The 21,200-nt window shown below is 44.3% G+C and carries 18 protein-coding genes; 9 read left to right on the top strand and 9 right to left on the bottom strand.

Features of this window, described 5'->3' with window-relative positions; genetic code table 11:
- Positions 1 to 10 precede the first annotated feature (10 nt).
- On the bottom strand, positions 11 to 868 hold the full coding sequence (locus tag ACLSSO_RS02045; RefSeq protein ID WP_413943903.1) for an EamA family transporter: 858 nt from the start codon (positions 866 to 868) through the stop codon (positions 11 to 13).
- Positions 869 to 1,054: 186 nt separating this feature from the next.
- Here ACLSSO_RS02045 and ACLSSO_RS02040 point away from each other — a divergent pair, with 186 nt between their 5' ends.
- Entirely contained in the window at positions 1,055 to 1,240 is a 186-nt protein-coding gene (locus tag ACLSSO_RS02040; RefSeq protein ID WP_295901692.1) for a hypothetical protein, read from the top strand.
- 147 nt (positions 1,241 to 1,387) lie between these two features.
- Positions 1,388 to 1,585, top strand: coding sequence for a CopG family antitoxin (locus ACLSSO_RS02035; protein ID WP_413943902.1), 198 nt, complete (start codon positions 1,388 to 1,390; stop codon positions 1,583 to 1,585).
- Positions 1,586 to 1,645: 60 nt separating this feature from the next.
- On the opposite strand, the gene ACLSSO_RS02030 is transcribed toward ACLSSO_RS02035, so the two are convergent.
- Positions 1,646 to 2,734, bottom strand: a complete 1,089-nt coding sequence (locus tag ACLSSO_RS02030) for a hypothetical protein (RefSeq protein ID WP_340590069.1) — start codon at positions 2,732 to 2,734, stop codon at positions 1,646 to 1,648.
- A 522-nt stretch (positions 2,735 to 3,256) separates the two neighbouring features.
- Between ACLSSO_RS02030 and ACLSSO_RS02025 the strand changes: the two genes are divergently transcribed.
- The 4 genes from ACLSSO_RS02025 (at position 3,257) to ACLSSO_RS02010 (ending at position 9,538) form a co-directional block, all read left to right on the top strand.
- Positions 3,257 to 4,315 (top strand): outer membrane beta-barrel protein, encoded by a 1,059-nt coding sequence (locus ACLSSO_RS02025; RefSeq protein ID WP_413943901.1) that lies wholly within the window; start codon positions 3,257 to 3,259, stop codon positions 4,313 to 4,315.
- 281 nt (positions 4,316 to 4,596) lie between these two features.
- Positions 4,597 to 7,203: a ribonuclease R gene (rnr, locus tag ACLSSO_RS02020; protein ID WP_413943900.1), complete on the top strand. Its 2,607-nt coding sequence runs from the start codon at positions 4,597 to 4,599 to the stop codon at positions 7,201 to 7,203.
- Between the two features lie 49 nt (positions 7,204 to 7,252).
- A complete protein-coding gene (locus ACLSSO_RS02015; RefSeq protein ID WP_413944795.1) occupies positions 7,253 to 8,752 on the top strand; it encodes an ABC1 kinase family protein in 1,500 nt (499 codons plus the stop codon).
- Positions 8,753 to 8,767: 15 nt separating this feature from the next.
- The gene (locus tag ACLSSO_RS02010; protein ID WP_295901680.1) at positions 8,768 to 9,538 is read left to right on the top strand and encodes a LysR family transcriptional regulator; all 771 of its coding nucleotides are present in this window, start codon (positions 8,768 to 8,770) and stop codon (positions 9,536 to 9,538) included.
- 13 nt (positions 9,539 to 9,551) lie between these two features.
- On the opposite strand, the gene ACLSSO_RS02005 is transcribed toward ACLSSO_RS02010, so the two are convergent.
- From ACLSSO_RS02005 to ACLSSO_RS01990, 4 genes are all read right to left on the bottom strand, one after another.
- Positions 9,552 to 10,694, bottom strand: coding sequence for a hypothetical protein (locus ACLSSO_RS02005; RefSeq protein WP_413943899.1), 1,143 nt, complete (start codon positions 10,692 to 10,694; stop codon positions 9,552 to 9,554).
- Positions 10,695 to 10,819: 125 nt separating this feature from the next.
- Positions 10,820 to 11,188, bottom strand: a complete 369-nt coding sequence (locus ACLSSO_RS02000) for a hypothetical protein (protein ID WP_295901673.1) — start codon at positions 11,186 to 11,188, stop codon at positions 10,820 to 10,822.
- A gap of 226 nt (positions 11,189 to 11,414) precedes the next feature.
- Positions 11,415 to 12,248: a flagellin gene (locus tag ACLSSO_RS01995; protein WP_295901670.1), complete on the bottom strand. Its 834-nt coding sequence runs from the start codon at positions 12,246 to 12,248 to the stop codon at positions 11,415 to 11,417.
- A gap of 467 nt (positions 12,249 to 12,715) precedes the next feature.
- Positions 12,716 to 13,564 carry a flagellin gene (locus ACLSSO_RS01990; RefSeq protein ID WP_295901667.1) on the bottom strand — a complete coding sequence of 283 codons (849 nt, stop codon included), beginning with the start codon at positions 13,562 to 13,564 and terminating at the stop codon, positions 12,716 to 12,718.
- Between the two features lie 375 nt (positions 13,565 to 13,939).
- On the opposite strand from ACLSSO_RS01990, the gene ACLSSO_RS01985 reads away from it, so the two are divergent.
- Both ACLSSO_RS01985 and ACLSSO_RS01980 read left to right on the top strand, forming a co-directional pair.
- Positions 13,940 to 14,611 carry a substrate-binding periplasmic protein gene (locus ACLSSO_RS01985; protein ID WP_413943898.1) on the top strand — a complete coding sequence of 224 codons (672 nt, stop codon included), beginning with the start codon at positions 13,940 to 13,942 and terminating at the stop codon, positions 14,609 to 14,611.
- Positions 14,612 to 14,754: 143 nt separating this feature from the next.
- The gene (locus ACLSSO_RS01980; RefSeq protein ID WP_413943897.1) at positions 14,755 to 16,074 is read left to right on the top strand and encodes an HD domain-containing protein; all 1,320 of its coding nucleotides are present in this window, start codon (positions 14,755 to 14,757) and stop codon (positions 16,072 to 16,074) included.
- Between the two features lie 22 nt (positions 16,075 to 16,096).
- Here ACLSSO_RS01980 and ACLSSO_RS01975 read toward each other — a convergent pair whose 3' ends face one another.
- From ACLSSO_RS01975 to ACLSSO_RS01965, 3 genes are read right to left on the bottom strand one after another with little or no spacing between them, the layout of a single operon-like run.
- Positions 16,097 to 16,855, bottom strand: coding sequence for an SDR family oxidoreductase (locus tag ACLSSO_RS01975; RefSeq protein WP_413943896.1), 759 nt, complete (start codon positions 16,853 to 16,855; stop codon positions 16,097 to 16,099).
- Complete coding sequence (locus tag ACLSSO_RS01970) at positions 16,856 to 18,037, bottom strand: acetyl-CoA C-acetyltransferase (RefSeq protein WP_413943895.1); 1,182 nt, start codon at positions 18,035 to 18,037, stop codon at positions 16,856 to 16,858.
- A 56-nt stretch (positions 18,038 to 18,093) separates the two neighbouring features.
- On the bottom strand, positions 18,094 to 18,627 hold the full coding sequence (locus ACLSSO_RS01965; RefSeq protein ID WP_413943894.1) for a hypothetical protein: 534 nt from the start codon (positions 18,625 to 18,627) through the stop codon (positions 18,094 to 18,096).
- A gap of 365 nt (positions 18,628 to 18,992) precedes the next feature.
- Here ACLSSO_RS01965 and ACLSSO_RS01960 point away from each other — a divergent pair, with 365 nt between their 5' ends.
- Positions 18,993 to 21,197, top strand: a complete 2,205-nt coding sequence (locus ACLSSO_RS01960; RefSeq protein ID WP_413943893.1) for a hypothetical protein — start codon at positions 18,993 to 18,995, stop codon at positions 21,195 to 21,197.
- Positions 21,198 to 21,200 lie beyond the last annotated feature (3 nt).

The following is a 21,200-nucleotide window of genomic DNA, read 5'->3' as shown; positions in this document are numbered from 1 at the left end:
GACGGCTTAATTACTTAGCCGTCGCTGTACTTCCCGCCGACGCCGCGATGATACAGGCAATGGCCATCCACTGTGGCAAAGTTAAAGTCTCTTTAAGCACTAAAAGTCCCATCAGTGTTGCCACCGCAGGCTCCATACTCATTAAAATACCAAAAGTTTTTGTCGGCATATTTCGCATGGCTTTCATTTCTAATGAATATGGAAGTGCGCTTGAAAGAATGGCGATTCCAAGTCCCATCGGCCAGAGTGAAATGTCTTTGATCTCTGCACTGTTAAAATACATTCCGCCAGGCAATGCAATGAGTGTCGCAAACCACATTCCCCACGCTGTGACTTGAAGACTGGTTCCATGCTTCGCCGCTTTTTGCCCGAAGATAATGTACAAGGCCCAGAAAAATCCCGCGGCTAAAGCGAGAAGCATACCGATCACATCTAGGTTGCTTGTTGATGGAGACACCGGAAGCAGAAGATAAATTCCTATCCCGGCAAGAAGCACCCATAAAATATCCCAAGATTTTTTCGAAGAAAAAAGAGCGACGGCAAGAGGTCCCGTAAACTCCAAAGCGACTGCGATTCCCAGAGGAATTCTTTCTAAGGCAAAATAAAAAAGCAGATTCATGCTTCCCAAAGAAATACCGTAGGCCGCAAGTGACGGAAGACTTTTCCAGGAAATATTATGTTTCCAAATTTTTGCGACTACAGATAAAAGAATCGCCGCCATCGTTACACGTAAGGCAGTTGTTCCCGCTGCCCCAGCAACAGGGAAAAGCTGCTTTGCGATCGATGCCCCAAGTTGGATCGAAAACATCGCCATCAGAATCAAACCTAAAGAAGACAAGAGAGCACGCACGAAGAAAAACTCCTTCATCGAAACTGTTAGAAAGCTGACAGGTGCGCGCGTTGTCGGTCACACGCCGTCACTGCGATCTCACTCTGAGAATCGCCGTTTCTAAGTGCTTGAAAGGTCGTTGAGTGATTCTCAGGATGAATCAGCTCGCGTGGCATACTCCTCGCACTAGGGATATGTATACAGCTTGTTACGAAGGAGTTCAAAATGACATTCGCAAAAATCATCACAGCAACAATCATCACGATCGCAGCAACAACTTCTTTCGGTGCAACTAAATGCGATCACAAAGAATCAGGCGGCCTTTTCGCAAAAACAGCAGCCCCTTCTTCTGTGAAAGTACAAACTGTTAAGACAGCATCGGCTCCTTCTACATACACTGGCACTCGCTAATTCGTAGAAGAATTTTAAATAGCCCCCAATAAACCCAGGCTCTTCCCCCCAAGGCCTGGGTTTTTCCTTTTTCCAGATATCGCTTTCTAGAATCCCTCTTCACCTAATTTATCCACTCGCGACCCCTTAGATCGCGATCTTTCCGGTTTGATTGAACATGGAGTCTGGAAATCGTTTGATGATATCTATGATTTAGAAATTAAAAAGAAAGACACTACGATCACATTGCGAGTTCCTGCAGAGCTACTTACAGAGCTCAAGAAGATCGCCACAAAAGATAAAACGGATTATCAGAAATTGATTAGAAAAGCGCTCATCGAGCTGGTTATCAAAAGAGCTTCTTAAAAAATAAAAAAAGCCCAGGGGTTGCCTGGGCTTTTTAACTTTCACCTTTTCAGGATCAAATTACTTCGCGATGTCGCCAGTGTATTTGAAACCAACAGTGATAGTGTTGAATGTAACGTCTTCCAACGCTGCATTGTCGAAATCGTCTTTCGCAGAAGCGTAAGCGATGTGGTAACGGAAAGCGTCTTCAGCTTTTGGCATGTATTCTACGCCAACTGCGAATGCGTTACGTTTGAAGTTGTCGTTGCCAGCAACTTTATCGTTAGACATTTCGTACTTCAAAACTGGAGTCCAGTTATTGATTTTGTATGAAGCTTCTACGATTGTAGAGTTTGTCTCGTCTTTGTCACCAGTTGTAGCGTTTTTATCGCTGTTAGCTAGGTACTCAAGATCGATGTTCAAGTTTTCCATTGGAGCGATACGGAAACCAGCACCTAGGAAAGTTTGTTCATGACCAGTAGTTACACCAGCAGCGATAGTGTCGCCAGCGCCAACAGTGTAGCTCAAGTATGTTTGGAACATTTTTTCAGCAAAAGAACCCCAGTAAGCCAAACCCATGTTGTGACGCTTGTCTGTTGATCTAGCGCCAGCTTCGATAGTTTGTGCATTTGTAGAGTTAGTTACTTGGAACTCAAGTTTGTGATCAGCGTTGATCGCGTAAGCAGCAGCAACACCTGAAGAGTTTTCTGGAGTTACAACTGAACCAGTTTGACCGTCACCGCCAACACCGCCACCAGCAAGTGATGTCAAGTAAGTGTCACCCATGATAGTTTTACCGTGCTCGTATCCGCCCACGTTAACTTGCAATTTACCAGCTGTGAAAGTCCAGTCACCCATTGGCTTCGCAATAGTCAAGTGATCTACGAACTTATCAACAGTCATAGTTTTAGAAAGAGTACCGCCAGCAGATACTTCTGGAGTGAACGCACGAAGATTCCAACCAGAATCGATCACAGCGTCACCAACCATACCAGTTAGGTACAAGCGAGCAACTGCAGGTGTAAATACAGAAGTTCCAGCAACTTCAGCACCTGTGTTGTCGTCGTAGTTTGGAGTGTTGACATAGTCTGAACGTACAACGAGTTTTACACCCGCGAACGCGTTAGTAGCCGCAACTGTCATAGCTGCCATTACTAAAAGTTTTTTCATTGTTGCATCCTTTCGTTTCGTTGCAATCTTATGATTACTTATAAACTTATTAATCCATTAAAAGCTGTAAGCCATTACATAAAAAATGCTAATGAGGACCTAGTCCAAGATCAACAACAAAAATTTTGAGATCTCTTCATCGCTGCTCAAAACATCGCCATCCACTTTCTCAATGTGGTTTCAAGTACACAGGACTTGCACTTCATTTTGACGTTTCTTTGATGTTCTTTTTTTAAAAATTTTATTTCGATGAAATTCAAACCTGGAGCGGTTTTCATGGCAAATGCTTCACAAGTTTTGAACTTAGTAAACGAGGCTAGTGATGTAATTTGTCTGCAAGTTTTTGGTCTGCTTTTGCGTACAAGTTTGGACATTGACGCGAAATTTCATAATAGAGTCGCCGCACTAGATCATCCTGGATCATGGTCTAGGTTTAGTAATTTTTTACGTTACAGGAACTAGACCAAGGTCGTAACCTTAAATCAAATTTAAAAGCTCATTACTTATTTAAAAGGAGTTCACGTGAGTATTTCAAAAATTCTCGCAACGTTGCTAATCATGGGGACAGCAACTGCGAATGCAGCGGACATTGGTGGTATCACTGTTAATGGTGAGGTTGCCTTTGACTACAATTTTCTTTCATCAAAAGATGCAGCAATTCCAAATACGGAAGGCGCAACAAACGAAGCTTATCGTTTAAATAAAGCACAAGTGCTCCTTAAAAAAGAAACGGAACAAATCTCTTTCTTAGGTCGTCTTGTTCACACACCAACTCAGTACTCTCCAGATGGAGCAGCAACATCCAAAGCCTACTTCGGCGTATTGGATCAAATGGAGTTGTTCTATAAAGTAAATCCACAATTGCAAATCGGTTTCGGTCGTTTCCTTACTACAATGGGATACGAATCATTGATGAGATACGAAAATGCATTCTATAACGACACAATCGCTTATCAAACAATCGTACCTGGTTACGGCGAAGGGTTGCGTGCGAAATACACTCCTGGTGATTGGTTGACGGCGACTCTTTCGACCTACAATCAATTTACTTACGGAGCCATCGGTGAAGATTATGCTCCAACAAAAACAACAGAGTTTTCTGTCACGGGTGTTTTGGCTGGTAAACTCACATGGTTTGCAGGTTACTTGATCGGAACTGATGCCGCTGTTGCTCCTGCAACTGGCAAAAAAGACAACTCAGCTTCCAGCGTTTGGGCTTCTTATAAGTTCATGGACAATCTTATGTTGGCAGTGACTTATGATTCACGCACCTTCAAGTTTGAAAACACTCACACACATTGGGCGGATTCAGTGAGTGCCGTTCTTACTTATGGTATCGGCATCAACAACTTAGGTCTTCGTTATGAAATGGTTCGTGGCGGAAATGAAATTGGATATGGTGGAGCAGCTGACAAAGTGAATGCTCTTTCAGTCACTGACAAAATTGTCTTGAATGACAATTTGAATCTTTATGCTGAATTCCGTATGGATCACTCCGACGCTGATTCATTCTTAGATAAAGATGGAGCACCAACTGCAGATGCTCAGATGGTGACTTTGGGTGCTCTTGCCCACTTCTAAAAGAATCTGACAGAATAAAAACACAAAAAGGCTGACCAAGAGGTCGGCCTTTTTATTTAAAACTTGCGAATTTGCCGTTTTTGCATAAGAATCTGCGTATCGCCTACAGTCTGTGGGCATTATCAACAAACGCATCGCGTGTCTTGTACTCATCGTCTTACGAATTGTCCCTGACATTTAGGTCCTGCGCCAAATTGCATATCAAATAATGTGCTTTTCCACCACTTAAGTTGTGCTAATCTAAAGATGCGTTCTCTATATAAAGGAAATACAACCTGAAGATGCAAAAAAAGAAACTCCTCAACGGCACAATCAAAAGACACCCGGACGGATTTGGTTTTTTTATCCCTGACGATATCGGACACCCCGACGTATACATTCCCCGCAATTCAATGGAAGGTATCATGACGAATGATAAAGTCGTGATTGAAGCTTTTCCGGAAAAAGGGACCGAACGTTTTCGCGGAGAAATCATCCGCATTCTTTCTCGCGGGACTAAAACAGTTGTCGGCCGTTTTTACAAAATGAATGAAAGAGTCGGTGCCATCCGCGATGAAGGCAAAGGATGGGGGCAAGATCTTAAGATCAAGCTTGAAGACTCTTTAAATGCCAAAGATAAAGAACTTGTCGCGGCTGAAATCCTCACCTATCCCGAAGAAGGAAAATCCTTCACGGGAAAAGTCACTGAAATCATCGGTGATGCTTTAGATCCTCTTACAGATATTAAAAGAGTGATCCGTTCTAACAACATTCCTTTGGAATTTTCGAAAGAGACCTTAGAAGAAGCCAAGCACTTTAATGAAGTTCCTGACGAAAAAGACTTTAAAGGCCGCCGTGACCTTCGTGATAAAAGTCTGATCACGATCGACGGTGCGACAGCGAAAGATTTTGACGACGCCGTTTACGTTGAAGTGACAGATGAAGGGTTTCTTCTTTTTGTCGCTATTGCGGACGTCAGCCACTATGTTCGTATTGGTAGCGCGATTGATAAAGATGCTTACGAACGCGGAACTTCGGTTTACTTCCCGAATTACGTTGTCCCGATGCTGCCTGAAGTTCTCAGTAACGGACTTTGCTCTTTAAATCCTCACGTTCCTCGTCTGTGCCTTGTCGCTGAAATGCTTTTTGATTTCACGGGCGAGATGAAACGCTCGGACTTCTATGAAGCCGTGATGGAAAGTAAAGCCCGTGTCACTTACGGTGAAGCGCAAGAAATCATCGACGGCAATGAAGTTGAAAAGCACAGCCATGTGAAAGAAAACATCCTGCGCCTTTCAGATCTTGCAAAAATCTTGATGGCGAAACGCTTTAAAGAAGGCTCACTGGATCTTGAAATTCCAGAAACAGAACTTGTGATTGATGGAGCCGGTGTCCCGGTCGACATCCAACGCTCTGAGCGTCTCTTTTCGCATCGTTTGATCGAAGAGATGATGTTGGCGGCCAACGTTGGCGTGGCGAAGTTCCTTTCAAGTCGCAATATTCCGGCTTTGTATCGTATTCACGAACCGCCGAATGAAATGGCGATTCGTGTTTTAGAAAAGTACATGGCAAACTTTGGAAGCAAAACAAAGCTAGGACAAGGCAAACTGCAAAAGCGTCTTACAAAAGCGTTGGAAGAGTTTGAAAACCGTCCTGAAGCGCAGATTCTTCATATCCTGACATTACGTTCAATGAGCCAGGCAAAATACAGCATGAATAACGTGGGCCACTTTGGGTTGGGTTTTGAGTTCTATACTCACTTCACTTCTCCAATCCGTCGTTATCCTGATTTGATTGTGCACAGACTTCTTAAAAATCAAGTGATGCCAAATTCTGGTTATCGTTTGATGAGCGAAGATGATTTGTCGACAGCAGGAACAATTCTTTCTGCGGCTGAACAACGTTCAACAAAAGCAGAACGCCAAGTGCAATCGATTAAAAAAGCCCGCTTTATGGAAAAATTTGTGGGCCAAGAATTCGACGGCATGATCAGCTCAGTGGCAAAGTTCGGTATCTTTGTTCTTTTAAGAGAATACGATGTCGATGGACTTGTGCGCTTGGATGATCTTGGTGGCGAGCGTTTTGAATATGACGAAGAAAACTTACGCCTTGTTGCGAAGAGATCGGGTTTTGCTTATGCCATCGGCGATAAGATTCGCATTCAAGTGGCAGCAGCCGATCCAGAACTAGGCCAAATCAACTTCGTTCTTGCGGGACTTGAAAAAGAAGAATCCGACGAAGAAAGAACTTCGGCGCAAGCCACGGCAGAATCTTTCCTTAAAAAGTTGCATGGCCAACAAAAAGAAAGATCGGGTCGACCTGATCGTCGTGATAAGCGTGACGAAAGAAGAGATCAAGGTCCAGGCAAGCGTCGTGGCGAAAGAGAAGAACGTCGCGAAGAGCGCGGGGCTTTCGCCAAAGGTGGCGGACGCAAAGATTCCCGTCAGGAGTTCACTAAGAAATCCAAAGACCGCGAAGAAGAACGTCCGTTTAAAAAAGATCAGAAATCGAAATTCTTTGGAGATTCTCGTAAAGACGAACAAGGTCAGCGCGAAAAGATTCACAAAATCGAAAAGCAGTATGGATTTAAACCGGGTGCACGGGAAGACGACGAAAAAAGAGGACCAGATCAGAGCCTTTTGAATATGATCCTTGGTCCAGAGAAATACAGAAAGTCCGAGGAAGAAACCCCTTCTAAAGACAAGCCCAAGCTCAGTAAAAAATTGATGTTTGCCGAACAATCTAAACTTCGTGATAATGACGATTATTCGGAGAAGAATAGTGACAGCCTTAAACACCGGACGCCAGATCGGAAAGACTCTAAAAAACGCGGCAAGACTGCGAACGATCGTGGGGGTGTTCGCAAAGCACGGCTTTCATCAGGTCGCGGAAAAGGTAAAACTCGGTAAATTCCTTATAGAAAGACTCAACACAAACTCGGACATCGAATCACTTTCGATGCCCGAGCGTATGCGTATGAGTTTTGAAGAGCTGGGTCCTACATTTGTCAAACTAGGACAGCTTCTCGCCACCCGCCCCGACTTGGTTCCCGAAGAATACGTCAATGAATTTGAAAAACTGCACGACCGTGTTCAATCTCTTTCCTTTGAAGTCATTGAAGGAGTTCTAAAAGAAGAGTTCGGCAATGCTCTTTATCAGAAATTTGAAAGCATTGATCCTGAACCTTTGGGGTCCGCTAGTATCGCGCAAGTGCACCGAGCCCGCCTAACTACGGGTGAACACGTCGTTATCAAAGTCCAACGTCCTGGAATTATTCAAAAGATCAATGATGACCTGAACGTTCTTTATTTATTGGCAGAATTGATTGTCACCTACATCCCTGAAGCTCGTCCGTACAATCCTGTAGGAATTGTGGATGAGTATTTTAGAACGCTGGAGTTTGAAACGAACTTCGTCGTTGAAGCCAATAATATTCGCCGCTTCCAAGAAAACTTCAAAGGTCATGAAGATATCAAAATTCCTAAAGTGTACTTAGAGCACACGACCGAACGAGTTCTCGTGATGGAAGCTCTTCCGGGAATTCCCCTCAGTCAAGAGGGCGCCCTTCTTCAGGAAAATATTGATCCTAACGAAGTCATCCGCAAAGGATTGCGCGCCTATCTTAAGATGGTGTTTGAAGACGGACTTTTCCATGGAGATCTCCATGCAGGGAATTTTTTCGTCTTACCACAAAATCAAATCGGTTTGATTGATTTCGGTGTTGTAGGACGACTTAATACACGCACTCAAGCCGCGATCGCAAATATGCTTTTGGCTCTTTCTAAAGAAGACTACGAACGCCTGGCTTATGAATACGTGGATCTCGCTCCCTTCACAGACCGTGTAAATATCGATATCTTTGCCAAGGATTTGCGCGAGTTGATTGCTCCTTACTTTGGTTTGACCTTAAGAAACGTCAACCTTGGTAAAATTCTGATGAAGTCATCAGGAATCGCCGCTCGCCATCACTTGCAAGTCCCGACGGATCTGATGCTCTTCTTTAAATCCATTGTTTCTATCGAAGGCATGGGTCGAAAAATTAATAAAGACTTCGACTTCCTTCACTACTCTTTGGAGTTTGCCGGAGAACTGGCAAAAACGCAGTACGGTCCACAAAGAGTCATGAACGACATGACTCAAATGGCGCGAGAATCAAAGGCGTTTTTAAATTCCCTGCCTCGCCAGTTGAATTTCTTTTTACGCAAGATCAACAGTCCTGATCATGCTTTCCGCTTGAAGGTGGGAGAGATCAAGGAACTGAAAAGATCCGTGGAAAGTTCTTCGAATTTATTATTCTTGGGTTTGATTATCGGGGCCCTGATTTTAAGTTCGTCCTTCATCTTTGTACACAACACAGAAAGCCACATCGCCGGGATGCCTACTATGAGCTTTATTGGATACTTAATAGCCATAGTCCTCGGTATGTTTGCTTTCTTGAACTACATTCGTAAACCTTAATGTGGAGACAGCAGCATGCAACAGCTTTATTATGAACTGAGTGTTCTGGCGAAATCAGTGAACTTTAAAAATCTTTCCGCCGCTGCTTTGCATGTGGGTTTAAGTCAGCCTCAATTGTCTCGTATTATCGCTAAAATCGAAGACGAATTAAAAATCGTTCTTCTGGATCGCTCGGCAAAAAGAAAATCAGGATGGACAGCGGTCGCTTTTCAGCTTTCTGAAATCTTTGAAAAATCCATTCGTCGTCTGGAAACTGAACTCCAGGGTATCAGCAACAACCAGATGGTGGGCGAACTGCATATTGGAACTCTTGAAGGAATGGCGGATTTTGCTTTAAATACGTCTCGTCTTTGTTTTGAAGAAGTCGGTGTTAAAAAAATCACTCTTGATATTTTCGACCTTAACGAACTGGAGGCAAATTTCTTATCGGGAAATTTAGACCTTATCTTCACTTCCAAAACTCCGGGACGTCAGAAGTTTAAATACTTAAGTGAACTCGGATTTCAAAGATTAGAAAAAATTGAATCTTCAAAAAACTTTGCGGTTTTAAGTTCGTTCGAATACGGTCGTGCAAATAAAAAAGAATTGGAAGCCTATCCTCACCTTTTTGTTTCAAACTCGCTGGCAATGCGCCGAGCTTGGTTTGATAAACATGGGGGCACAGGTCACTTGCCGACCGAAGCTAAAAAGGGCCGCGCAAAAGATGCAGAACCTGTGATGATGATTGGTTCTGAGTTACTCAGCCCTGTGCTTTGGGAAAATATCACTTCAGCGATTGAAGAATAATAAAAACGGCGATTTATTTCGCCGCTTTCTGATTGAGCATATCCGCTACTTCCGCAGATTCATTGATCACACGTTGGCTGATCGCCAAATTCTTTCCGAAATAACCTAAGCCACGAATCATTTGTGTGTTCCACAACTCGGGGCTTACGTTTTTAAGATCATACTTTGCGTTTTTATAGATCTCTGCATTCCAAAGCTGATCGGCTTTCAATTCAGGACGTTTGTTTAAAACCCATTGAATTGCGGGTTGAGCGACGTGGCAACTCACGCAGTCCATATTCTCAGGATTAAAGTTCTTCGGATTTTCAATACGGAAAGCCGCTTTCACTTCTTGGCGAATCAGATCTTCTGTCCCTTCACCTAAACGAACAGATTCCGCCGCGATATTGTTAAAAGTATCGTCGCCTTTTGGAGTCGGAGAAATTCCTCCGCCCGCAAATTGCTCCGCAGGAACCGCGACATTGATGAACGCTTGAGAAAGTCGACCGTTCAGACGAGGAACTGGAATCATTTCTAAATCATCACCGCGAACTTCAAAGCCTGCAAAGGCCCACATGTCTCCGGCTCCACGCAACACCATCGCTGTCACACGAGTCATATTGCTAGCGCCAGCGTATTTTTTTAGGATGTTATGAAAATCCGCCAAGGCAGGGCTGCGATCGCCTTCTTTGGCCCAAGCTGGATGAACTTGCAAAGGAACAAAATCAGTTTTTACTGCGTATTTCTTTTTCCAAGTTTCAACATCATTAAGCAAAGAATCAAACTCCGCATCTGTTAAAACATAGAAACTATGAAGAGCCGCATCCACTGTTTGCACTTGATTGCGACGACCCATTTCAATCGGTTGCCACACCAGGCGAATTTGTTTTTGGCAAGATTGTGGCGTTGGCAAAGGAAAACAAGGATCAATACGCACAGCCATCACACGCAAAGCCGCTGCTGTTTCTTCGCGATTCATTCCAAAAGCAAGAACAGGAATCTTTGCCACGAAAGACGGAGGCAAAAGAGCGCCGCCTTTTCCTGGAGCTTCAAGTCCCAAAAGCTGATCGTTGCCCACACTTGCAGGCAAAGGCATCAAATAAGAAACGTCATTAAGGTCCCAAGCCGCTTGCACCTTAAGGGACATCAGACAAAGAAGAATCGCAATTAATTTCATACTCTGTAGGTGCCCGGGCCTTCAGGCTATTTCAACAAGATTCGTATTACTCTGAGCGGCAAGGTGGCTAAATGAAAAGAGAATGAAAAAAGGCCGCTCGTTCGGCGGCCTTTTCGGTGTTCGATTTATTTTACGCGCTTACAAACAAGCGTTTCTGATTTTTTAGTCTCTTTATTATAAAGAGTCCCTTTGCGAGTGCCGTCAGGACCAGGCGATGTTGTGAAGTTGATTGTGAAAGTGATCTTCTTACCAACATAAGTCGCTGGAGCACCCATGCGGCCTTCAGCGCGCACCAAACGAGCCAAGTGATTTTCAGAAGATGTCACACCTTCTTCTTCGCGGTCGATTTGGATCATCGGAATACCGGTGAAACCGCCTTCAGAAACAGTCAAGGCAACGCCGTTGCCTTGGCATTTAATAACTGGGACATATTGATCGTTTGCTTGAGCAGACACAGACAGCAAAAGAGCTGCCGCCATAATCATGTTTTTCATGGAGACTCCTTAAAAGTCGTTATTCGTATTTAGAACGCGAACTTTATACTCCTAAGAGGGCGGAATTTCCAAATTGCCAGATTGTAAGATTGAATATTTTCACGGAAACTCGTGGATAAGCGTTAAAACAGAATCCTTCCCGGAAGAGATATCCAAGTTTTAGACAGGTTTGTAAAAAAAGAAAGGCCACTCCTTACTTAGGAGCGGCCCCTTCAAGAAAAACGGATTAACCTAAGAGCTTCAAAGCCAGCTGTTGTGACTGGTTGGCTTGACCCAGAACCGAGATCCCTGCTTGCAACAAGATGTTATTTCTTGTCATTTCGGAAGTCTCTGCCGCAACGTCTGTGTCCCTAATTCGAGAGTTCGCTGCCGACAAGTTTTCATCTGCGATCAACAAGTTATTCGATGTTGATACTAGACGATTTTGTAGCGCACCGAAGTTCGCGCGAATCGCATTCACCGATGTCATGGCCTGGTCAATCACATCCAAGCTCAGTTGCGCACCTTCTTTGGTTCCGACGGATTCTGCCGTCAAACCCAAAGCATCCACTGAAGCATTTGCCGCACCAGAATTAAAACTGATTCTGTCACGGAAAGGGTCGTTGTTTGTTCCGACCTGGATATCAATCATTCCACCAGTACCGTTGAGCAGTTCGTAACCGTTATACTCTGTCGCTTCAGTGATACGCTGAATCTCAGACTTTAACTGTTGATACTCAACATCCAAAAACTTTCTTTCTGTTCCACCAATCGTGTCAGAAGACGCTTGCACACCCAATTCTCTTAAACGAATGAGCATGTTTGAAACTTCATTCAAGCTACCCTCTGCGACTTGCACCAAGGAGATACCGTCGTTGGCATTTCTGTTGGCTTGTCTCAAACCTCTGATTTGTCCTTTGAGGTTTTCACTGATCGCAAGGCCAGCGGCGTCGTCTGCTGCTTGATTGATTCTGAAGCCAGAAGCCAATCTTGCCATTGATCTGTTCGCATTGATCTGTGTCATGTACAGATTCTTTTGCGCATTCAATGCCGACACGTTTGTACCGATTCTTAATCCCATTCTATCCTCCCTGCATAATCCTCTTCCTCCTTGAAAAAATGCCATCCATTGGCTTAAGGCGCGATCCGTGCACCTGTTAAATTAATATTCGGAACTTGCGATACAAGGTTCCACCTAACTTTTCGGAAAAAAATATGAGTATCTCGAGTCCAGATTTTTTGTTTTGTTTTTATTTTTCAGAAAATTTTTTTTGAAAATCGCGCGCGAAGAATTTTGCGCAAAAATGATGAAGGAAAAAGTCCTTCCACGAAAAATGAGGCCGCCGCATTGGCGGCCTCGTCGCAGGAAACAGATCAAATTGTCAGCTCTAAACAGAGCTTCGGGGTCATGTACACTCGGAATTACCTCGATGGGTAATTCTCTTGAGGGTGATCTTGATCATTGAAGATAAGATCGGGAACCGGAATCTTTCTTGGAAGTTGAGTCGGAACTTACCCCAGCATCCTTACCAGAGTAAGTTATTCAGACTAACCTTGGAAAGATTTGTTCAAGAGTCCAAGTGCTACGTTAGCTTGTTGGTTCGCCTGTGCTAGGACGCTAGTACCTGCTTGCAACAAGATATTATTTCTAGTCATTTCAGACGTCTCTTCAGCTACGTCCACATCTCTGATACGAGAGTTCGCGGCTGACATGTTCTCAACGGAAACTTGAATGTTCGATACCGTTGATTGAAGACGATTTTGAATCGCACCGAAGTCGGCTCTCATCGCAGAGACACTCACGATCGCCTGGTCGATAGCTGCTAGCGCATTTTGTGCGGAAGCTTTATCTGCTACTGACGTCAAGTTCACGCCAAGGGCTGCGGAGTTCGCATCTGCTTTAGATGCGTCGAAAGAGATACGGTCGATTTCAGGATTATTTCTAGTACCAACTTGGAAGTCCAAGATGGAGCCCACACCTGCCAACAACTGAGTTCCGTTGAACTCTGTGCCTTCGGAGATACGGTCAATCTCTGATACAAGCTGATCGTATTCCACATTGAGGAACTGACGTTCAGTCGGTCCAACAGTGTCAGAAGCGGCTTGTACAGACAATTCTCTGAGACGAATCAAGATCGAAGAGATCTCATTCATCGAACCCTCGGCAACTTGCACGAGAGAGATACCGTCTTGAGCATTTCGTGATGCTTGTTTCAAACCGCGAACTTGAGCTTTTAAGTTCTCAGAGATCGCGAGGCCGGCAGCATCATCACCAGCGCGGTTGATTCGGAATCCTGATGCAAGCTTTTCCATGCTCTTATCAAGACCGATCTTCGTTCCCCAGAGAACTCTCTGAGCATTCAACGAAGCTGTGTTCGTGTTAATACGCAAACCCATAATTCCTCCTCCTTGAAGATTTGCAGAGTTTCTATCCTTGAAACTCTGTGCACCTACCTTGGTGCGAATGGGCGATTCATTCTTACCTTACTGATCGGAGCCTTCAGAAATTCCTAAAGTGATACGTCTCATTTTTTTACAGATCTGGTCCTCGGTCCAGTAAATTGCAGCTCAGATTGGCCACAGTTAATTAGATGTAAACCTTTGATTTTGTAACACTTTTTCCTGTTTTTCGGTGACTCTATAAGAAGACAAACTTAGTGTTCAAGCTTCAAAAACTTGAGACGGAGATAAGAGCGAATGTGGCGCGTTTTCTTGATATTCAGCTCTGCCCTTTTCATTGCTAATGTTGTTTTAGCAAGGGAAATGCATTTTGTGACGTACGAAGCGCCTCCTTTCGTCAGCGAATCTTTACCAGAGCAGGGCGCTGCTATTTATGCCCTTCGACAGATGCTAAAAAAAACCGACTGCGAGTTGAAAATCACCTTTGCTCCTTTCTTAAGAGGAAGAAAATTAGCATTGAAAGATGAAAGCGTTATTGGATTTTTTCCCGTAACACAAGTCAACGTCACACAAGACTTCACGATGTCCAAAGTGGTTTACCAAACGCCCTGGGTCTTTGCGGAGAGAAAAGACAATCCCATCCTCTGGAAAAAACCTGAAGACATCCTCCCCTATCGCATAGGAAATGCGAGCGGTTATGAAATGGCCGTTTCTTTTCAGCGCCTGCATCAAGAGAAAAAATTAAAACTGGAACCAGCCTCCACTGACGAGCTGAATCTTTTGAAGCTTGCAAACAAAAGAGTGGATTTAGTTTTTATCGACGCCGGAATATTCGCCTATCTGCTTAAGACCAGTGAAAAGCTGAAACCTTATCAGAATCAGTTGCAGCTGAACTCCAAAGTCATTCATATGGATCAATATGGAGTCGCTTTTAAAAAAACTCCTCGAGCTATTAAAGAAATGGAAAATTTCAACAAACTAGCTTCTGAAGAGGAATTCACCCGCCACGTAGAAGCCTACTTTAAAAAATATCCAGGGCCCTAACGAGCACCCTTCTATATATAGGTGGACGCCCCGCCTTCCTTTCCTAGGTCTAGAGTCGTCTTAAAGTCTCGTCGTCGACAATTGACATATTCTTTGTAAAAATGAATACATAGGCTTTCAAGGATCCTTTAGGAGGATGTTCAATGGAGATTCGGGACCCCGTTCACGGTTCGATTTATTATTCTGATCAAGAAGTTGCTGTCCTGGATACCGCTGAATATCAACGCCTGCGCGCGATTAAACAGCTTGGCTATGCCGAGTTTAGTTTTCCTGGGGCTACTCACAACCGTTATATTCACTCGGTCGGTGTTGGACATCTTGCCGGTGAGACGTTTGATGCGATCTTTCGCGTTTATCCGTTTTCAAAACCTTCTGTAAAGACACGCTTTCGCCAGGTTCTTCGTTTAGGTGCTCTTTTGCACGACGTAGGTCATGGACCTTTAAGTCATACGACTGAACAGGTGATGCCGCATCTTTCAGAGCTCAATATCAAACTCTATAAAGAACAAGAGCAATACGGTGAAGAAGCGCACACGGTGATGAATCACAATCGTCGTGCGAATCATGAAGACTATACGATCAAATATGTCACGGACTCTCAAATCGCAGACACCATTCGCCAGCAATTCCCCGAGATTCAACCAATTCACGTAGCGTGCTTGATCGATAAAGCTCTGCACTGCCCGGATGATTTCTTCGTTGATAACGGTGTCGATTTTAGACCGATCTTAAGCCAGCTTGTATCGAGTGAGCTGGATGTCGATCGCATGGATTATCTTGAGCGTGACAGTTATTTCTGCGGAACGAACTACGGAAAGATCGATCTTGCTTGGTTGGTGCAGAATCTCACGTTCTATCGTCGCGAAAACAAAATGTATCTGGCTTTAAATCGTCGTGCTCTTTATTCCTTCGACGACTTTTTGATTTCACGCCACCACATGCACTTGATGGTGTACTGCCATCACAAAAGCATTATCTATGAAGAGATGCTCACGCGCTATTTGACGTCTCCGGATTGCACGTTTGTTTTGCCAGGTGATATCAATGAATACACTCGCTACAATGATTATCGCTTACACGAACATTTGATGGGTGCGGAAAATCCTTGGGCACAAAGAATTGCGCAAAGAAAACCGTTTAAAGTTCTTATCGAACAACATAATACGGCTGAATCTGAACGTCCTGAGATGATTAAAAAAGCTTTGGAAGCCGAAGGCCTGGAAGTCATTCGCACAAGTTCCAAAGCGCGTTTGTCGAAGTATCACACGGCATCTCCGGAAGAGCGTGCTTTGCAGATCTACGTCGTCGATCAATACGACCGTTGGGCGCAACCGGCTCCAATCAATCAAACGACAGAGATTTTCCAACGCTACGAAGGCGCTCGTATTATCGATCGTATTTATGTAGCTCCAGAGAATATTGCAAAAGCAGATGCGATTTTAAAGGGACTGAAGCTCTCTTAGAAAGAGCTTCAGTTTTAAGAGACTAGCTTAACGAGATCACTTGTCCATTGACGGCAGAACCATACTGGCTGACAAGATAAGTGATCGTATTTGTCACTTTCTCTGGCTCCGTGATTTTTAAATGCGGTTCTTTTTCACGCAACTTTTCGACGGCTTCCTTGATGGATTTTGCTTCCGGATGTTGCGCCAAAATAAATTCTTCCGTGAGTCCTAATTTCAAAACATTCACCGTGATATTGTGTTCAGCGACTTGTTTTGCCAAAGACTGCGCAAACGGAACCAAGGCTCCTCTAGCGCCAGCCAAAATGGGATCGGGATAATTTTCATTCAAAAGATAAAGAATACGACCGCGTTTGCGATTCTTTAAAAAATTTAAAACTGCGTGAGTCAACATCACGGAGCTTTTAAAATTATGCTGAACTTCTTCATCAAGATGACTTAAAGCCTCACCGATTTTGTAACGGTTGGGCTTGTTGTACACTTGTGCATCGATAAATAGATCCACACTGCCAAAAGACTGCGCCGCAGATCCGACGGCATCTTTGATATCTTCCGGAGTTTTCATAGGAGATTTAATACTGATCGCACGACCAAATTTCGGATTTATTTCACGGGCATCGTTGATCTGATTGCAAAAGCGTTGGCTTGCGGAATTGTCAAAGTCCAACAACACGCAATCAGAACCCATTTGCGTCAGTCCCATCATCAAACTTTGCACTGTCGTCGTGAAGGGACCAACAATGAGCGCCGTACGTTCTCTTAAATTAAATCCGTTTTCCATCTATACTTTCTCGATGATGATGGCGATACCTTGACCGCCACCGATACATGCGGAACCCAAAGCGTACTTGGCGTTTCTGCGATGAAGTTCATAGACCAGGTGATTCATAATGCGTGTGCCGGAAGCTCCCAAAGGATGTCCCACAGCGATCGCACCACCATTCACATTTGTTTTTGCTGGATCTAGTTTTAATTCTTTTTCTACAGCCAAGTATTGAGCGGCAAAAGCTTCATTCACTTCCACCAAATCCATTTGCTCAAGTTTCATGTTAGCTCTTTGCAGAGCCAAACGTGCGGCTCCCGCAGGACCAATACCCATGATCGTTGGATCACAACCGACAGAGGCATAACTGACGATGCGAGCCATCGGCTTCATTCCCAATTCTTTGGCTTTTGATTCACTCATCAAAAGAGAGCAAGCGGCACCATCGACAATGCCCGATGCAGACGCAGCAGTAACAAGTCCGTCTTTTTTGAAGATGGATTTTAGTGTCGAAAGTTTTTCTAAAGTTGAATCTGGTTTTGGATGTTCGTCTTTTTCAACGACCACAGTCCCTTTACGACCCTCCACAGTGACTGGCGTAATTTCCTGCGCGAAGTAGCCTTTGTCAAAAGCCGCTTTGTAACGAGTTTGTGATTGGATCGCGTACTTATCACACTGCTCACGAGTGATGCCGTACTTTTCTCCCAGGTTTTCGGCCGTGATCGCCATCGGCATTTTTGCGTAGGCGTCCGTCAAAGCTGATGTCATTAAATCTTCCAACTCAAAATTCCCCATGCGCATTCCATCAAAGCGCACCTTGCGAGCGACATAAGGAATCAAAGACATTTGCTCGACGCCACCAGCAAGAACCGCCGAAGCCTCCCCGCATTGGATCATTTGCAAAGCATTCACCCACGATTGGAAACCGCTTCCGCAAAGTCTGTTCACGGCAAAAGCACCGACATTCACAGGCACACCTGTTTTAAGTCCGATGTGACGAGGCAAATAAGCAGCGTCGGCTCCTGACTGAACCACGTTACCGAAAATCACATGATCAATTTTTTCAGGCGAAAGACCAGCTTGTTCCAGAGTGGCCTTGGCGGCAACCACACCCAGATCCGTTGCAGAGACATCCTTTAGAGATCCACCAAATGCTCCAAAGGGAGTTCTTTTTCCAGAGATAAATACGATTTTTTCCATACGTTGAGGTTAACGTATGTCGAGGGATTTTCAATCAATAACAATGTCAGGAATAGTTACCAAGACCAAGCAAGACCAACCATAGAGAGGCCCTGCTCTTTTGTCGCCTTGTGGCTGACGACGAGATCCTTATTTGAGAATACTTTTTCTTTTACGAAAATGTCTGTCTCTGCTGCTTTGGCGTCATAATTAATCGCCGCTTTCATCCAACCCGTGTACTCCACTTTCGCTAAAGCTTGGAAAGCCTCGACCTTGAATGAAAATTTATGACTCACACCTTTTGGCGTGCTCGCAGGAACAACGACATCTGTTTTTAATTTTTCTTGAGCTGTTTCAGCAATACGACCCAAAGTCGTTGCTTTCATCGCCGCTGAATTAAACCAAAGAGAAAAACCTCTATCGGCGATACGAGTAAGGACCGTGCCTTCGCTGTCTCCCTGTTTTAAATCAAGAGGAACGACTTTCGCAACATCGGCTTGAGTGATCTTCGGGGTGACTTTGTCTTCAGGAATAATAAGTCTTTTTGTGGACTTCAAATCCACCTTCGCCATGCAAGGACATGTGAAACCTATTAAAAAGAGAAAAGACATGATCAATCTCATACCTATACCCTCTTCAAAGAGCGTTCCACTCTATGGACGCAAAGTCCGCTTAAATTAAAGATAATAAGCAATTAACAAAGTATTCGCCTGTGCAGAGTCAAAAAGCGTCTAGAGAAGCTTCGGATGACAATATTTTGTGACACGACCTTAGACTGTTTTCAGAGTCTGTTTCAAAACGAATCATCCTAGCATCACCCTTGCACTTTGCAGCGATCGAACAGTCGTGTTGTGAAAAGGTGTTTTAGCAGAGCAGTGTGATTCCAAGAACTTAGGAACACTCGTGCGATGAGGAGTGCCTCAAAATGACACGCAAAAAAAGTTACTTGGCGAAAAGTTAAACAAATGGAGACCCTATGAACTTCAAGAACGTTAAGCGAAGTACAATGATCTTTGCCTTGGCTGCAAGTTTCATCCTTCCGCACTCCCCTCATATGGTATGGGCGAAGACAGGAACGGCTTCTTTTCCTCTCGATTTATTTCCGGAGGATAATAATGATGACGACACTGGTTTAAGCCCCACAAGTCCGACGATGCCTTCAACAGGGTCTTCAAACAATAATAACAACAATACGCGCCCGAACAATGGCAATAATGGTGCGACTCGCTCCACGGCAGGAACTCCAGCGCCCGCGACCCGCCCTCAAGCGGGAACGAAGATGAATGCAGCTAGAGTTCCGGAAGCTTATAGCTGTCCTCTTTTCGACAACCGCCCTCACGCAGAATTGATTGCGGCGATTGATGCATTAAACAAAGAGGTCAAAGCATCTCCGGAGTGTTCAGGCACACCATCTGCAAAATCTTTGGAAGACAACGGAAATGCGATCAAAGAAAGCATCGGTGTTTTGCAAAAGATCATGGAGACACAAGATCCAAATGCTGTGAATACAACTCAGATTGATCAATCTATGACAGCGGCTTTACAAGCGGTTGGCAACTTGGGTGACATTGTTAATAACAACTCGTTCTTAAATTCAAAATGCGGTCGTCAAACAATGTCGACTGGTAAAGTTCTTTTAGCTTTGAATGACGTGATCAACGGCATGGCGCCTTACGCTCTTTTCGCGGTTTCCATGAGCGCAGCGTTGGCTCCGGCTCTTCCATTCGTTCTTGGTGGAGCGATTGCGACAAGCGGTATCTCTGCCATTGCAAAGATGATCGATCAAAATACTTTGGATATGACAAACCCTGAACACCGTAAAGCGGTTCTTCAAAATACATGTCAGTTCACGAAAGTGGCTAAGAAAGTGCGCTTCATGCAATTGGCTCAAAGTGGTAAGATCGACAAGATTACACAAGAGCTTGAACAAAGCGTAGATCTTTACAACGCAAAATTCGCAAACCCTTCTCGTGAGTTGTCGGCTCTTTTGAAATACAGAGACACAGCGACAAAAGTTTCTGAAGCAGTTGAAAACCAATTGGCAAGTGACCGTGCGGACCTTGCGACAGTGGAACAACAAATCGGACAAAACAACGACGACGTGATGGTTTGTACTCTATCTAACGAGCTTGTGAACTGGGCAAGAGATGGCAAAACATTCCCAGCATCAGCTTTCTTGAACCTTCAAGCGGCTACAGCTCAAGGTGATCGCGCGCAAAAACTTCAATCCGTAACAATGGCGACATTGCATGCGACTTCGATGAAGAAAATCGCTGATTACGCCGCGAAATCTTCTGAAGACGAAAACGCTTTGAAACTTTGTGCTCAAGCGGGTCGTTCTTGGTTGTCAGGCGTTCGTCAGTCTATTTCAATGACGGGTGCTGTTGTTAACAAATCAAAATCAGATCTTGAAACAGAGCTTTCAAGAAGCGCTGAATACCGCCAATGGAAAATTCAATTCAACCGTATTGAAGTTGAGAAAGTGACAATCAAGCGTGTTGAAAAAGCGATGCAAGAACTTGCAAAGGATAACTCAATCATCGACCGTTCTGAACTTGCACAACGTATGGTGAACTTGAAAGCCGGTCTTTTCGGCTCTCGCAGTGCCTGGTCTTGGGGCACTCCACCAGTGTTGGCGTGGATCAACCACACAAAATCAATGCATGACCAAGCGGTTTCAGCTTTCATCACTGGCATGAGAGAGGTGCGCAATGATTCTTACAGCTTGACAGATGCAGGTCGTGGAAAACATATCAAGTACACTGTCGGTGGAACTCCATATACAGATCCAAAAGCGCAAGTTGAAGCCAATAAAATTTCTCAAGTTCTTGGTAACATCAACTTGACAGAACTTCCAGTTGGATCACGCGAGCAAGAGCTTGTTTGTCAAAAACTTGAATCTGCTTGGTTGGATTGGTCTGCAGCGATTGACCACCTGGGCGCAGTTCAATTCTTCTGTGACATGATTGATCCTGTATTGGATGTTAAAATGGATTCTTCGGTTGTCATTGCTTGCCGTGGTTACGGTCAGTTGAACGGAACGACTTACAGAGAATCTATCGTGAACCAGGCCAAAGCCACTTTGGTAAGAAAAGGCTATCAAGCTGACGCAACTCTTGTAAGCAAAAAGCTCAAAGAATTGCAATGTCCGATGCCTGCTGTTTCTGTGATGAATCAGTAGTTC

The organism is Bdellovibrio sp. HCB-162 (genome assembly GCF_047344985.1).
GTDB lineage: Bacteria > Bdellovibrionota > Bdellovibrionia > Bdellovibrionales > Bdellovibrionaceae > Bdellovibrio.
The sequence above is the reverse complement of the archived record's forward strand: the minus strand, read 5'-3'. Positions and strand labels throughout refer to the sequence as shown.

Excerpts from the sequence above, each read along its gene's own strand:
- ACLSSO_RS02045 (WP_413943903.1), bottom strand. The coding sequence starts at position 868 with ATGAAGGAGTTTTTCTTCGTGCGTGCTCTCTTGTCTTCTTTAGGTTTG.
- ACLSSO_RS02040 (WP_295901692.1), top strand. The coding sequence starts at position 1,055 with ATGACATTCGCAAAAATCATCACAGCAACAATCATCACGATCGCAGCA.
- ACLSSO_RS02030 (WP_340590069.1), bottom strand. The coding sequence starts at position 2,734 with ATGAAAAAACTTTTAGTAATGGCAGCTATGACAGTTGCGGCTACTAAC.
- rnr (WP_413943900.1), top strand. The coding sequence starts at position 4,597 with ATGCAAAAAAAGAAACTCCTCAACGGCACAATCAAAAGACACCCGGAC.
- ACLSSO_RS02015 (WP_413944795.1), top strand. The coding sequence starts at position 7,253 with ATGCCCGAGCGTATGCGTATGAGTTTTGAAGAGCTGGGTCCTACATTT.
- ACLSSO_RS02010 (WP_295901680.1), top strand. The coding sequence starts at position 8,768 with ATGCAACAGCTTTATTATGAACTGAGTGTTCTGGCGAAATCAGTGAAC.
- ACLSSO_RS02005 (WP_413943899.1), bottom strand. The coding sequence starts at position 10,694 with ATGAAATTAATTGCGATTCTTCTTTGTCTGATGTCCCTTAAGGTGCAA.
- ACLSSO_RS02000 (WP_295901673.1), bottom strand. The coding sequence starts at position 11,188 with ATGAAAAACATGATTATGGCGGCAGCTCTTTTGCTGTCTGTGTCTGCT.
- ACLSSO_RS01995 (WP_295901670.1), bottom strand. The coding sequence starts at position 12,248 with ATGGGATTAAGAATCGGTACAAACGTGTCGGCATTGAATGCGCAAAAG.
- ACLSSO_RS01990 (WP_295901667.1), bottom strand. The coding sequence starts at position 13,564 with ATGGGTTTGCGTATTAACACGAACACAGCTTCGTTGAATGCTCAGAGA.
- ACLSSO_RS01980 (WP_413943897.1), top strand. The coding sequence starts at position 14,755 with ATGGAGATTCGGGACCCCGTTCACGGTTCGATTTATTATTCTGATCAA.
- ACLSSO_RS01975 (WP_413943896.1), bottom strand. The coding sequence starts at position 16,855 with ATGGAAAACGGATTTAATTTAAGAGAACGTACGGCGCTCATTGTTGGT.
- ACLSSO_RS01970 (WP_413943895.1), bottom strand. The coding sequence starts at position 18,037 with ATGGAAAAAATCGTATTTATCTCTGGAAAAAGAACTCCCTTTGGAGCA.
- ACLSSO_RS01965 (WP_413943894.1), bottom strand. The coding sequence starts at position 18,627 with ATGTCTTTTCTCTTTTTAATAGGTTTCACATGTCCTTGCATGGCGAAG.
- ACLSSO_RS01960 (WP_413943893.1), top strand. The coding sequence starts at position 18,993 with ATGAACTTCAAGAACGTTAAGCGAAGTACAATGATCTTTGCCTTGGCT.